The 14,092-nt window shown below is 57.0% G+C and carries 8 protein-coding genes; 3 read left to right on the top strand and 5 right to left on the bottom strand.

Features of this window, described 5'->3' with window-relative positions:
* Positions 1-102: 102 nt before the first annotated feature.
* A complete protein-coding gene (locus tag HPC62_RS10225; RefSeq protein ID WP_172355359.1) occupies positions 103-1,020 on the bottom strand; it encodes a histone deacetylase family protein in 918 nt (305 codons plus the stop codon).
* A gap of 119 nt (positions 1,021-1,139) precedes the next feature.
* Between HPC62_RS10225 and HPC62_RS10230 the strand changes: the two genes are divergently transcribed.
* Together HPC62_RS10230 and HPC62_RS10235 are read left to right on the top strand one after the other, a co-directional pair.
* The gene (locus HPC62_RS10230) at positions 1,140-2,621 is read left to right on the top strand and encodes an AAA-like domain-containing protein (protein WP_172355361.1); all 1,482 of its coding nucleotides are present in this window, start codon (positions 1,140-1,142) and stop codon (positions 2,619-2,621) included.
* A gap of 160 nt (positions 2,622-2,781) precedes the next feature.
* Complete coding sequence (locus tag HPC62_RS10235; RefSeq protein WP_172355363.1) at positions 2,782-3,165, top strand: hypothetical protein; 384 nt, start codon at positions 2,782-2,784, stop codon at positions 3,163-3,165.
* Positions 3,166-3,214: 49 nt separating this feature from the next.
* Here HPC62_RS10235 and HPC62_RS23415 read toward each other — a convergent pair whose 3' ends face one another.
* The 3 genes from HPC62_RS23415 to HPC62_RS10250 form a co-directional block, all read right to left on the bottom strand.
* On the bottom strand, positions 3,215-4,030 hold the full coding sequence (locus HPC62_RS23415) for a CAP domain-containing protein (protein ID WP_225906683.1): 816 nt from the start codon (positions 4,028-4,030) through the stop codon (positions 3,215-3,217).
* 236 nt (positions 4,031-4,266) lie between these two features.
* On the bottom strand, positions 4,267-7,026 hold the full coding sequence (locus HPC62_RS10245) for a pre-peptidase C-terminal domain-containing protein (RefSeq protein ID WP_172355365.1): 2,760 nt from the start codon (positions 7,024-7,026) through the stop codon (positions 4,267-4,269).
* A 164-nt stretch (positions 7,027-7,190) separates the two neighbouring features.
* A complete protein-coding gene (locus tag HPC62_RS10250; protein WP_172355367.1) occupies positions 7,191-8,606 on the bottom strand; it encodes a tetratricopeptide repeat protein in 1,416 nt (471 codons plus the stop codon).
* Between the two features lie 313 nt (positions 8,607-8,919).
* On the opposite strand from HPC62_RS10250, the gene HPC62_RS10255 reads away from it, so the two are divergent.
* On the top strand, positions 8,920-9,915 hold the full coding sequence (locus HPC62_RS10255) for a hypothetical protein (RefSeq protein WP_172355369.1): 996 nt from the start codon (positions 8,920-8,922) through the stop codon (positions 9,913-9,915).
* Here the strand turns inward: HPC62_RS10255 and HPC62_RS10260 are convergent.
* A complete protein-coding gene (locus HPC62_RS10260) occupies positions 9,869-13,414 on the bottom strand; it encodes a PAS domain-containing protein (RefSeq protein ID WP_172355371.1) in 3,546 nt (1,181 codons plus the stop codon). The genes HPC62_RS10255 and HPC62_RS10260 overlap by 47 nt on opposite strands.
* Positions 13,415-14,092 lie beyond the last annotated feature (678 nt).

Below are 14,092 nucleotides of genomic sequence, written 5' to 3' on the forward strand. Positions count from 1 at the left end.
GGATCGGAGCTTGAGGTATCGGAGATCCCCCCTCGCCCCCCTTAGCGAGGGGGGAACCGAGCCGTCCGGAAGTCCCCCTTAGCTAAGGGGAATTGAGGGGGATCACAGCCGATATTGCCGAAACACCTCGCTGGCGGCGCGATGCACCAGCGAGTGGCGATACACCAGTGCGTTGAAATCATTGGCATAGCCGCCGCCGATGACGCAGGCGACCGGATAGCCCTGGGCGGCGCAAGTGCTGAGTACCTGCATCTCGCGGCGATAGAGGCCGCTATCCGTCAGGGCTAGCTTGCCGAGGCGATCGCCCACATGGGTATCCACGCCTGCGTCAAACAACACCAGGTCGGGACGCACCTGCGACAGCAAATCGGGCAAATAGTCTGCCAGCGTCCGCAGATAATCGTCGTCTTCCACACCCTCTGGCAGCGGCACGTCTAGGTCGCTCTGCTGCTTAGTGCCGGGAAAATTCACTTCGCAGTGCATGGAAAAGGTGAACACGCTGGGGTCGTTTTGAAAAATGACCGCCGTGCCGTCGCCCTGATGCACGTCTAGATCGACGATCAGCACCTTTTTCACCAGTCCCAGGTGTTGCAAGACGCGAGTGGCGATCGCCATGTCGTTGAAAATGCAAAACCCCGACCCAAAACTGGGGAAAGCATGGTGCGTGCCGCCCGCTGTATTGCAGGCCAGCCCATGCTCCAGCGCTAGCTTTGCGGTTAACACCGTGCCGCCTACGGCGATGCAGGTGCGGTTTGCCAGCGCCGGACTCCAGGGCAGCCCGATTCGCCGCTGCGCCCGCGCATCCAGCGTGCCTGCGCGATACTGCTGCACATAATCGGGCGTATGCACTAGCTCCAGCCAGTCCACCGGCGGCAGCTCCGGCGTGTGAAACTGGCTGGGATGGGCCACGCCATCTGCAACCAAAAGCTCCGAAAGCCGCCGGAACTTTTCCATCGGAAAGCGATGGCTATCGGGCAGGGGCGCAACATAGTCTGAATGGTATACCAGGGGCAAATCCACGCCGCAGGGAAGGAGTAAAATAAACGAACTTGTGTAGACGATCTCAATCGTGAGCCTCTGAGTTTTTATTCTTGCATTAGGCTAGGCTCAGAGCAGGGAAGCCGTGATCTAAAACGCCCATGAATGAGCCATTGCCAGATGCCAACCGAGCATCCAGCGGCAACCAACCCATCCTGTTTGAAACCGCGCTTCAGGCTGCCGATGCAGCAGTGTTGGCGGCCGCGTCCCGCCATTTGAAAAATATTGAAGTGGCCGTGCTAAAGGGCACATGGCACGGCTTTAAGTATGATGAGATCGCCGAAGAAACAGGCTACACGCCGGAATATATCAAACACGATGTCGGGCCAAAGCTATGGCAGTTGCTCTCCTCTAGCCTAGGGGAGCGCGTGAGCAAGACGAATCTCGTCGCAGTGTTGTCGCAGCGGGCTGCCCAGTCGAACGGCTCGGCTGTCTCGCAAAACGGCGCGACTCCCATCCCCTCGACAGCAGACAGGAGCGCGATCGCCCCTCCCGATCAAGCCCTGACTCAAGCCTCCACGGTTCGTCCGCAGGATCTCGACCCCCCGGTGGGGCTAGTAGCGCTCAATTCTCCGGTCTACGTCGAGCGCCCCCCGTCGGAAACCCGCTGCTATGACGAGATTTTGCGACCGGGTGCGCTGATTCGCATCAAAGCCCCCAGCCAGATGGGCAAGACTTCGCTGATGGTGCGCGTGTTGGAGCAGGCGCGGCGCTTGTCGGAAGGGGGCGATCGCCCAATCCACACCGTCGCCCTCAGTTTGCAGCAGGCAGACAGTCAAGCGCTCAACGATTTAGACGGTTTTCTCCGCTGGTTTTGTGCGCTGATCACCCGCAAGCTGCGCCTGCCCCATCGCGTTGAAGAATACTGGAGTCCCACCTTTGGCAGCAAGGGCAACTGCACCGCCTACTTTGAAGACTGCCTGCTGCCCGATCTGAATGCACCGCTGGTGCTGGCGCTCGATCGAGTGGATGACGTGTTTCTGCATCCGCAAATTGCCCACGACTTTTTTGCGCTGCTGCGGGCATGGTACGAAGAAGCGGCCTACGGCGACAGCGGCAATCCCCTCTGGCAACACCTGCGGCTGGTGATTGTGCATTCCACCGAGGTTTATTTGCCGCTCGATATTAACCAGTCGCCCTTTAACGTAGGGCTGGCAGTGGAGCTGCAAGAATTTACCCCAGCCCAGGTGATGGATCTGGCCCAGCGCTACGGGCTATCGCTTGCAGCAGCCGATCTGCAACAGTTGCAAGAACTCGTCGGTGGGCATCCCTACCTGGTGCATCGTGCCATCTACCACCTGGCGCGGCAAGACCTGACGCTGGATGAGTTTTGGCAAACGGCTCCGACCGATTCGGGCATTTACTCCAATCATCTGCATCGCCTGCTGCGGCAGTTGCAGGAACATCCTGACCTGGCCGCCACGTTTGACCAGGTGGCGAAGTCGTCTGCGCCTGTCGAGGTGGAGCAGATGCAGGCGTTTAAGCTCCGCAGCATGGGGCTGGTGCATCTTCACGGCAACCGGGTGGCGCTGAGCTACGGGCTGTATCGGCGCTATTTTGGCAATATGTCTCCACAACGCTAACGCGAGATTGCTCTGCAACGCTAACGCGACTGCCCAGCTAGATTATTTTCTCGCCGTGGCGTACAGTCAAAAAAGAGCCTCACAAACCCTTGGTTCAGCAATCCAAAATCGCCAATCCAAAATCGCAACCGCTTCCCGATCCAATTCTTCCCCTTGACCCATGCAACACCTGTCCCTAAGCGAAGGCGCACGGCGCGACTTTTTCACCTGTCTGGGCATCTGGCTGACGCTGGAACTCATTGCCTTTAGGCTAATGCCCGCCATTGGGTTTGATCACATCTCCTTCTCCCAGACCAATCCCTGGTTTTGGGCAAGCGTCGTCCTGGGAATGGGTGGCTCGTTCTTGCTTGCCTCTGCTAGCCGCCTTGTGGGAGCTTCCAGAGCCAGCACCAGCAAGGCCAAGCGCTGGGCGGGAATGCTGTCTGGGCGTTTGGTCAACTGGGTTGCGCTGGCAGGGGTTGCGTTTCCTCTGCTGATTGTCAGCATGAACCTGTTCTATCGACTGTTTGCTATCTTTACTAGCCAGGGCGATGGCGCAGTGTAGTGTCGGCTGTTTCTACGCAACGCGCTCGAAGTGTTCATATCGCTAATCTTCAGGTTGCGGGCACGCCAAAATCCTGCGTCCAGTAATAGCGCAGCTTGATCGTGCCGGGGTCGCTGGGCAAATGCACAAATCCAACGCCCATCTCCTGGAAGAACGGCGTGAGCAAATTGGCTCGATGGCCCGGACTCTTGATCCAGGCGTTCACCACGCTTTTTGGTGTGCTGAAACCTGCGGCAATGTTTTCGCCGCCGCTGCGATAGGCATAGCCCCCCTGCAAAAAGCGGTCAAAAACGGTGGAGCCATTGGATCCGCGATGGTCAAAAAAGTCGTTGCTGGCCATGTCCTGGCTGTGGGCTTGGGCGATCGCACTCAGCATCGGATTCAGCCGCAGCGGAGGCAGCCCGTATTGGCGGCGATAGTCGTTGGTCAGCGTCAGCACTTTCAGCGCAAAGCGATCGCCCGCATGGTCTGAAAAAGATCGCAGGGACTTTTGGGCAGAACGGGGACGAGAGGCGATCGCCAGACTCAGCCGATAGGACGAAACGCCCGATCTTGCCGACAGTTTCAGATAGTAGGTTCCGGGTTTGAAGGTGACCTTGGGCGCAACCGAGTCAGGGGTGGATAGGACGTGCGATCGCCCCACTGCTTTTCCTGTCTCATCGAACCACTGGGCGATCGCGCCCGCGCTCAGTTCAGACAAATCCAGCGTTACCCGGCTGCGACGAGCCACCCGCAGCCGAATGATATCCAGCGGGTTCCTGCCGCCCAGCCACCCGGAATACACCGTTCTACCGGACTCCCGACTGCGAAAGGGAGCCGGCCCAACGTCGCGAAATCCGTCTGTTCGTTGAGGGTAGCTACTCACTCCGAGACTCCTGATGCACTGCCAACGACCAGTGTTGCCTTCAGCACAGTCTGGAGTGTTCGGTGATTTTGTTGAACTTTATCAGCCGCTCACAATCGGCTCAGTGCTTGTGCGGACTGAATTCTGGTTCATTTCTCGACTTCCGCTAAAAAAGACAAAAAAACAAGGGGCCGAAACCCCTTGTCTCTAGTTACCAAGCAGACCCAGCAAATCAAGCAAACGGTCGAGTCAGGCTCCTACACCGTCCACACTTCCCGTCCATTCACGCCATCGTCTGCCACAAAGAACAGTTGCCCCAGACCCGCCGACAGATTACCCGCTGCAATCAGGTTATTCAGGTTCGACGAAGTCGGCCCAGGGTTGATGTCCAGCGCCAGCTCTGGCAAACCATTGCTATCCAGACGATAGAGTTCTCTGCCCGTAGCATTCGTCTCTGCGGTGAAGTACAGCGTGCCGCCAGCCACCACTAGATTGGCGGGCGACGAGCTATCTGCTCCAGGTACCAGATTATCGAGGGCGGTCACTTCCAATGCGCCTGCCGGGTCAGTCACCCACAGTTCCGTCCCTACAGCGGAGGTTGTTGCCGTAAAGTACACCTTGCCCTCAAACACGGTCAAGTTATTTGCTGTAAACGTACCGCTAACGTTAGTCGAGACTCGCTCAGCGGTTCCATTGGTCAGGTTGACACGGGTTAATGAAGGAACAAGGCCTTCAACAGGATCTTCAAAAGAAGCGCTGAAATAGACGTATCTATTACCGCCCGACTCGACCACTGCCAAGCTCAGATTACCCGAAGCAATCGAGGCTTGATTCAGGTCACCGTCTACGTCGTAGGTAAACACAGTGCCGTTGGCAGCGATCCGCCGCAGTTCGCGGTTTTCGGTGTTCACTGCTTCGCTAGCGACAAAGAACAAATCGCCTCCAACCACCTTCAGGCTATCGACAAAGCGAGGCGAGAAGGATGGGCTGCCGATATTTTCCAGCAATACGGGATCGCTTGGGTTGGCAGTCGAAGCGTTGTTGATCCGGAACAGGAGTCGAGTGCCAACGCCCGTCCGGTTTGCGACGTAGTAAAGGGTATCGGTCGCCTGCACATAGACCAAGTTTTGGATGCTGTCGCCTGCATTGGCGATCGCCACTGGCGCACCACCGTTGCTGAAATAGAGTTGCCGTCCGACCGGGTTACCCGTGGGAGTCGCCAAGAAAAATAGGTTGTTTCCAGCCGCCGTCAGGTTGGTCGGAGAAGACGACAGGCCGGGCCCTGGAGCAATGTCTCCTACCAGCGACAGCGTACCCAAGGAACCGCCCGTCGGCTGCCACTTCCACAGTTCTACGCCCGTTTGCGTCGTGCTACCTGCAATGTAGACTGTACCGTTGACGTTCGCGATGCCAGTGATGTTAGTAAACGAGCCAACTTTGACGGTTGTGTTCAGCGTGCCTTCACTGCGCCATAGCCCCACGGGTGCGCCCGGAGTCCCGTCGGTTCCCGCGAAGAACAGCACACCATTCACGTCGGTCAGGAAGTTAGCGTTGGCATCGAGCGCCCCTGGGTTCACGTCGCGGACGATAATACCGCTCTCACGCTCGCCGAAGGCAGCCTCCAGGGTGTAGGTCGAGGCATCGGTGGGGCCACCGGCCAAAACGCGCAGGAAGTAGGTACCTGGGCCAAGCGCCCCCCGCAAGGCCGAACCGCCGCCGGAGAGCGGGGTTGGGTTTCCTGCCTGGAAGAGTTGCAAGGTGATGTTGCCCGTAAAGTCCTTGAGGCGGGTCGCAAAGAAGTTCTTTGGCTCAGTCAGGGTAAACCGGAACACATCGACATCGCCTGCCCCCACAAAATCCTGATAGATGCTGGGATTATCCAGATCATTGCTGAGCGGCGCTAGGCCAGCCGGTGAGGTTGAGAGCGGGTCAGTAATGGAGGTTGCATCTGCAAAGGTGTCGCCAAATTTGTCTTCGGGCGTGAGGACGGCTGTCAGCCTGTAGGTGGAGTTATTGCCTGGCCCGGCGGTCTGCACCAACACAAAATACTGACCGGGAGCAGCGTTGTTGAAGATAATCTGCTCGTTGCCGCCGGGGCCAGCGCCGCCCTGGAAAGCTAGGATCTGCTGGAACTGGTCAAACAGGGTGATGTTAAGGTCAGCGGTTGGTGCAATGTTGGTGAGGTCGATCTTCAGATCGCCTCCGATGGTTGTAGTAAAGGTGTAGTAGTCAACCGGGTCGCTGTTGCCCACATACTCCTGAACCGACGCTGGAAAAAAGCCAAACCCAGGAAATGCCGAGGCGCTGCCAAAGTCGTTGCCGCCTTGGTCGGGGGCGGGGCCGGCGTTCAGCGTCAGGTTATAGCGCGTATTGCCGCCTGGAACGGGGGTAGTTCGAACAAAGTAGGTGCCTGGATCAAGCACGCGCTGGAGACTGCGGGCTTCTGTGCCGCTGCCAGAGGTGCCCGTAAGCACGTTGCCGCTGGCATCCAGGAGCGAGATTTCGGCCCCAGCGCTGAAGGGCGTGAGGGTTGCGCCGACGGTCAATCGCTCGTCTATTGTAAAGCGGTAGATGTCCGCAGGGTCGGAGCGTCCAATGTATTCATCAACGCCTGTGGAACTCGTGAGGTTGCCGAGGTCGCGGGCGGTGTCCAGGGTTTCTCCGGCTGTATCGGGATTGAGGCTGAGGCGCATCCGATAGGCCCCCTGCCCTCTGCGCCAGAACACGCGGGCAAAGTAAGTTCCTGGATCGAGGTTCAGGTTGATGTTTTCGGGTTGGTTGCCTGGCCGGGTTGAGCGGGCGATGACTCGGCCATTGGCGTTTTGAAGCTGAAAGTTGAAGTTGGAGTTTCGGGGAATGTTAAAGACTTCGCCGTCAAAGCTGCTTCGCGCTCGAACCACGAAGCGGAAGAAGTCATCGCGATCGCTGCTACTCAGTGAATCTCGGAAGACTCTGGGGTTTGGCCCTACGTTAATTCGACGAGCGGTTCTCCGGGTATTGCCTGCATCTATCGCCATGGTCTCTGTGGGTAGTATTAGACAATGGCTAGGTTGCCCAAATCATCACCAGAAGATATCGTTAAAATTATTGAACTTTGAAAGGCGGACGTAAGGTAAAGTTTGGTACTTATGCCCTTGCGATAACTTTCTCGTAATTTTCTCGAATGTTTATGGTGTTTTGCCTAAGCGTCAAGCACGAGAGCCTGGAAGGTGGGGGTCTGGTGCAGGGTGTTGAAGTCGGGATCGGTTTTGGCGATCGCCCGATACAGGTCATTCAGCGCGATCGCCCGGTTCAAGCAGTCCAGCGCTGTTTCAGAGTCTCCCAGCAGCGCATGACAGCAGGCCAGGTTGTAGTGGAATAGGGCATTGTCTGGCTCTAGGGCGATCGCGTGGGTATAGCAGTCGATCGTGTCTTCATAGCGCTGAAGTTCGTAGAGCAGAGAGCCGCGATCGCTCCACAGGCTGGGGTCGGACTCGTATCGCTGCAAAGCGTCGTCGAAGGATGCCAGCGCGGCCTGTGGCTGTTGCAACTGCTTGAGGGCCAGGGCCCGCCCGTGGTAACCGCCATAGAAGTCTGGCTCTAGGGCGATCGCCTGGTCGTAGGCAGCGAGGGCTTCGGCGTAGCGCTCTGCCTTTAGGAAGATATTGCCCTTGGTCTGCCAGGGTTCGTAGCGGTGGGGCGCACTTTTGATGGCCTGGTCGCAGAGGGCGATCGCCCGGTCATAGCGCTGCTGCTCGACCAAATAATTCAAATACTGGGCTGAGGCGTGAAATCGATCCAGGCTGGGGTCGCGTTTTCCTGTGCTGCCGCCCCAATAGTGAGCCGAATTTTGAAACTGGGGCGATCGCCGCATGACGATAGCAGTAACGGCCAGCGCCCCCAGCAGCAAAATCGTGCCCCACTGCCGAAAGAGCGAATAGCCCAGCCAAGACAACTCCGCAGGCACGCCCAGCCAACTGGCGATCGCGTCTACTCCATCCCACAGCGCCCGGTTTGCCGCTGGCACGGTCCACAAGATCCCAAACAGCGCAATCATGCTATACCGACTCCAGCGATTGACCTGGTGGCGCAGGGTTTCGGGCAGCCAGGGTTCTAAAATTCCGTAGCCATCCAGCGGCGGTACGGGCAGCAGGTTGATCAGCACCCCTGCAACTTCTAGCGTGACCAAAAACGCCAGCGCAGCCCAGAGCGGACTGAAGGGGAGGGGCGATCGCAGCAAGTCAGGCAGACTCCAGCCACCCGTCGGGCTGGCGGGTGCCCAGTCCAGCCAAAATGGAAGCGCCAGCACCAGCGCCACCAGCGCCGTCATCAGCGGCCCCGCAAGCGATACAGCACTTTTCCAAAGCCGCCCCCGCAGTTTGGACGAGTCGATATACACTGCTGCGCCGGGCAGGGGAATGCCGCCCAGCATCAAAAAAATCAGCGGCATCACCAAGCTAGTGCCCACGTCGGTATACCTTAGCGGATTCAGGGTCAGATAGCCTTTGTCTTTGACCGAGCGATCGCCCCCCCAGTAGGCCACCAGCGCATGTCCAAACTCATGCAGGCACACCGACGCAATCCACACCACAAAGACAAACAGCGCAACGATTAACATTGGAAATCTCAGGGTTATGGGGGCGGGGAATAGAGCGTGAGCGCCGAACCTCCCTCTCTAGGATGCCCTAGTTTAGAGGTTAGGGGTTTAGAGGTTGGGGGTTCAGAGGTTGGGGACTGTTGCGCGGCTGCGCCGACCATCGGGATCAGACATCGCGCTGGAGCAGGACACAGTGAGCATTGCCCCTGATGTGATAAATCTAGAAGTCGTCAGCAGGCTCTCTCTTCAGCTACATCCGCATCTGTCCCCACAATCTATACCCACCGTTGTCGCCTGCTTTCCCTCATTCCTATTCTCGATTCCAATCCCTCCTATGGCTTCTGAGGAAATCTTGCGTCTCGCCAAGGCTGGCGACCCAACCGTGTTGACCAGTCTGCTCAACCATGTGCTGAAACCCTACGGCGTAACGGCAACTGTGGTGCGGCACGAAATTCGGCTGGAGATTCAGCTTTTAGCATCGCACCCGGTAGAAGAAACGACCGTGACTCAGTTGGTGCATCAGGTCATTCGCCAGCTCGATATTCCCTATATTCCAACGGTGGCGATCGCCCTTGCTCCAGACGCACCCCGGCATTCTTCGCCAGAAACCTCGCCGTCTCAGGAACCGCAGAGGAACCGGACACAGACAAACTGGACACAACCTGCGCCCCATAACTCGGTAGCATGGAGGCAAGACGAGGGCGGACTATCTATTCCTGAGCCCATTTCTGAACCAACTACCGATCTTCCGTCCCAGCCTGCCGCTCTTTCCCCAGCACTTTCCCCCATGTCTGCGACTCAAACGCCCGACTCTCAGGGGCATCCCGACCCTGCAACTGATTCCATCGATCTGGATGCAAGCTTGAACGTCTTCCCACCCCCTGGCGAACCGCTTTTTGAAGAGGGGCCATTTGAAGCGGGCCCGGTTGCCTCATCGGATGCAATGTCTCCGGTTTCAGTGCCATCCGCAGTGCCGCCAGATGTTCCATCTGCACTGCCATCCGCAGTGCTATCAGAGGAAGCGCCCCAATCCGATCTGTGGCAGCGGCCGGAAGCAGTCATTTTCGTTGCCTATTTGATTGCGGTGATCATTTGGCAACTCTATGTGGATTTAACTGCTGACGCGGCAAGCCAGAAATCGGGCTGGACAGCGACAGCGCTGGCCCGGCGACTCGGCACCAGCCGCACCACCCTCAGCCGCCGCAAGTATCAAGAAGATTTCTCCGCATGGACGCAGAGCCTCGACCCCGACGGGCTGGCGTGGATGTACGTGGGCCCGCGCTTTAGCCCGGTGTTAGGCGTTGACGTTCCGCCCTCAGGGCCGCGCTAACCTGTTCATATTCTGCGACCAGCTTGTCGATCTGAGCGGTAATTTCATCGGGGGTGCTTTGGTGAGCGGTGTCTTCTAGATAGCGACACAGCTTTGAGAGGCGGGTGGCTCCCACCACGGCGCTGCTGGACTTGAAGGTATGAGCCGTCCGCATGATGGCGCTAGTGTCGAGCATTGCGCCTGCGTTGCGGATGCTGGCGACCATCTTGGGCGCTTCGATGAGGTAGCAGTCGATCAGTTCTGTAAAAATCGCGGCAGCCTGGTCGCCCATGTCCGCGATGAAGCTGTTGATGAACCGGGCATCCAGAGGAGAAGACTGGGAAACAGGTTGGGCGATCGCCCGTCGGGGGCATTTCTTCAGCAGGGCTGAGAGCTGATCGAGCCGAATCGGTTTACTGATGTAGTCATCCATGCCCGAAATCAGGCAATCTTCGCGATCGCCCATCATAGCGTTTGCCGTGACCGCGACGATGTAAGGCAACTCCTCAGACGGTAGGCGATCGCGCAACATCCGGGTCGCCATGATGCCATCCACCTCTGGCATCTGTACGTCCATCAGGACAACATCGTAGGTTTGGCGCAAAACGGCTTCGACTGCTTCCGTTCCGTTGGACACCACATCCGCATGGTAGCCCAACTGCTGAAGCATTCTCAGCAGCACTTTCTGGTTCACTAGGTTGTCTTCGGCAATCAGAATTCGCAGATCACTGTCTTTTTCTGAGTGAACGTCGCCATCCAAACCTAGCTCATGGGTGTTGTCTAGGGCAGAACCAGCACCAAGAGAATCGCCAGAATGCACCATACCAGAGGGAAAATGCGGAGTTGCACCGAAATAGTTGCTTAACATGGCATAAAACTGAGACTGTTTAACGGGCTTGGCCAACCGTGGGATAGCAATCGCCCTACTAGAATGCGTTAGGGCGTAGCGAGCCGACTGAAGAGAACGATCGAGACGAGTCAGGAATACAAGCGGAATGGTTTTGCAACCCGGCAGTTGGGAGATTTCATCAACTAACGCGCTGCCGGAATCAGTGGAAAGATGGGCTTCTAGCACGATCAGATCTGGGCGATCGCCCTGCGGTGCAGCCTGCCGGAGATAATGGAGCGCCGCCTCACTGCTGCCCACTGCCACGACCCGCAGCCCCAAAAACTCTGCCTGATGAACTAAATTTTCGCGGTGAATGGTCTGGCTGTCTACCAATAAGAGCGATCGCCCCTCAAACGGGCTGCGATAGTCAACCGACACGCTGGCTCCAGCACAGGATCGAGTGACAAACGAAAAATAGAATGTAGAGCCAACGCCCACTTCGCTCTCCATCCACAGCCGCCCTCCCATAAGCTCCGCAAGCCGCTGGCTAATGGCCAATCCCAACCCTGTCCCGCCGTAGGTGCGGTTAATCGAAGAATCGCCCTGCAAAAAAGGCTGAAACAGGCGATCGAGCCGATCCGTGGGAATGCCAATGCCTGTATCTTTGACTGCCAGTCGAATTGTGCAGGTTGGCACCCCCGCCTCTTCGGGCACGGCACTCAAATGGATGCAGTGGGCACTGACCGTCACCGTCACCTCGCCCTGTGATGTAAACTTCACGGCATTGCTCAGCAGATTGACCAGCACTTGCTGCACACGGGTCGAGTCGCCAATCACCCAGTCGGGCACCTCTGGTTCAAACAGGCAGCCTACCTCTAGGTCTTTTTCCAGCGCCTTTGGCATCACCAGGTCAATGGCACACTCCACGCACTGTCGTAGGTTAAAGGTTTCCAGATCTAGCTCTAGCTTGCCCGACTCGATCTTGGAGAAATCCAGAATGTCGTTAATGATTTTCAGAAGCGTTTCGCCGCTGCTGCTAATGGTCTGGGCAAATTCCTCTTGCTGAGGCGTAAGGGGCGTACTCAACAGCAGAGATGACATGCCAATGACCGCATTCATTGGCGTGCGAATTTCGTGGCTCATGGTGGCCAGGAACTCGCTCTTGGCCCGGTTTGCAGTTTCGGCATCGCGCCGAGCCTGTTCTAGCGCCTTGTTTTTGATCATAAGTTCCTGGCGCTGCTGGGTTTCTTGCTCCAGCAGTTGGGCTTGGGCCAGGGCAATGCCCAGTTGGGCTGCAACCGCCTCTAGCAGGTCAATTTCGTCTTCGCTCCAGCGCCGCAGGCGATCGCACTGATGCAGGCAAATCGCGCCGTTGGGTTCACCTTTGTAGGAGGTGCGAACTGCCAGCATGGATCGGATCTTCAGCGCTTGCAGCAGCGGATGCAGATTGCTCAGCAGCGGTTCACACAACACGTCTCCAGAAGCCACCGCCTGATCCTGCGCCATCATGGTTTGAGCATGGAGGTTGCCTGTAATCGGTACAGATTTCATCACATGCTCAAATTCGTACTCTGGCTTCAGATAGGTCGCTACGATAGGAATTTCTGGCTCCGGCTCTGCAACGTAGGTATGAATCAGCACCCGGCTGACGCGAAACGTCTGCCCAATCTGCGTTGCAGCGGTCTGGAAAATCTGCTGCGGATCGAGACTTTGGCGGATTTCCTCAGTGATTTGCTGGAGCAAGAGGGTTTTTTGAAGATGCCGCTCCAGCGCAGCTTCGGCCAGGTGGCGCTCAGTAATGTCCAGCAGTACACCTTCTATGACTAGATCCTTGGCCTCTTCAACCACCTGCGTTTTTTCGTAGACCCAGCGCAGGCTGCCATCCCGGTGAATCAGCCGATATTCTAGGGTGTAGGGCTGGCCTGCGCGAGCGCGGCTCAGGACAACTTGAAACAGGCGATCGCGGTCTTCAGGATGCACGATGCTGGCGTAGTGCCGCCCCTGGTTGTTCAAAAAATCCTCTGCGGGATAGCCCGTCAAGTCGGCGATCGCCTCGCTGATAAACTCAATGACCCAGCCAAACTCTGCCTCGCGCTGGGGGCCGTAGCGGGAGCGAAACACCACCCCCGGCAAATGCGAAACCAGGGAGCGAAACCGCTGTTCGCTCTGGGCGAGCGCTTCCTGAGTCTGTTTGCGGCTGGTAATATCTTGCGCCGTGCCCAGCAGTTGCACCAAATTGCCCGCGTCATCTCGGCTAAAGACGGTCTGACGAGACTGCAGCCAGCGCCACTCGCCACTGGCATGACGCAGCCGAAACGTCACCTCCACTCCTTGTCCAACAGAATCTTGCTGCAATTCCTGGATGCTGCTGCGGAGCAAGGGCAAGTCGGATGGATGGACGAGCGATCGCAATGCTTCCGAATCCATTTCATAGACCTGATGGGCAGGGTAGCCCAGCATCTCGGAAACCCGGCGATTGATAAATCGAATTCGCTTCGCGTCTACGGCATAGAGATAGAGCAGATTGGGTGTGGTTTCCAAAATCTGCTGAATGAACCGCTGATTCTCCTGCTGAGTTGCGTCGGCCTGCTGACGCTGACGGAGGCTGCACTCCCGCTCAACCAGCTCTTGGCGCAGTCGTTCGTTTTCTGCCAGCAGGTCTGCAAGGTGCTGCTGCGATGCCAGCCCCATCTCAGCCTGAGCAGACCCTGAGTTTACCTCTAGTAGTAGCTTCCTGGGTTCTGGATAGTCTGGCATTCGGCTCCTTACCACTCATTTCTCCGCATAAGGTCTTGGCAGGTCTGGGCGATCGCCCTCTCATAACGCCTGCAAAAACTTTCCAACCGTTCAAACCTGTCTAGGGATTGAACGCCTTGGCCATGTCTAGCTTTGCTACCGTTAGAGACTTCCACAATCAGGCTTTCAATCAGAAGGATGCAAAAACAGCTTTAAGAAGTGGTTCTCAAAAAACGGCTTTAACAAAGTATCTAAAAGAAATACTAGCGGCCCTGTGCAAATACAGCCAATTTTCCCTGAATCTCACCATCTTTGGATGATCTAACCCCCTCTAGAGTTCCACAAAACTGTTTTGCCTTAACTCTTACTCATCGCTTCTTCATCAAAGAAAGCTGAAATTAAAGCACATACAGCGCTTCCGAAGCCAGTTCCCCAGTCAGTAAACTCAGCAAGGGGGCCCGAAAGCTGCGTTTTTCCAGGGCAGTCTTCCATACCTCACTAGGGCAGGAGATGCCGCTAGGAATCCCCAACCCCTTGGGAAAGAGGAGTGCAGAGCAACGCCGTCCATAAAGAAGAGTGCAGAGAAGCAAAGAGTGCAGAGCGATCGCCCCACACTCTCCCCAAGCCCTACAA

Source organism: Thermoleptolyngbya sichuanensis A183, assembly GCF_013177315.1.
GTDB classification, from domain to species: Bacteria; Cyanobacteriota; Cyanobacteriia; order Elainellales; family Elainellaceae; genus Thermoleptolyngbya; species Thermoleptolyngbya sichuanensis.

Bases quoted from the DNA above. Each gene is read 5' to 3' on its own strand.
- HPC62_RS10245 (WP_172355365.1), bottom strand. From the start codon at position 7,026: ATGGCGATAGATGCAGGCAATACCCGGAGAACCGCTCGTCGAATTAAC.
- HPC62_RS10235 (WP_172355363.1), top strand. From the start codon at position 2,782: ATGCAACACCTGTCCCTAAGCGAAGGCGCACGGCGCGACTTTTTCACC.
- HPC62_RS10260 (WP_172355371.1), bottom strand. From the start codon at position 13,414: ATGGGGCTGGCATCGCAGCAGCACCTTGCAGACCTGCTGGCAGAAAAC.
- HPC62_RS10250 (WP_172355367.1), bottom strand. From the start codon at position 8,606: ATGTTAATCGTTGCGCTGTTTGTCTTTGTGGTGTGGATTGCGTCGGTG.
- HPC62_RS10255 (WP_172355369.1), top strand. From the start codon at position 8,920: ATGGCTTCTGAGGAAATCTTGCGTCTCGCCAAGGCTGGCGACCCAACC.
- HPC62_RS10230 (WP_172355361.1), top strand. From the start codon at position 1,140: ATGAATGAGCCATTGCCAGATGCCAACCGAGCATCCAGCGGCAACCAA.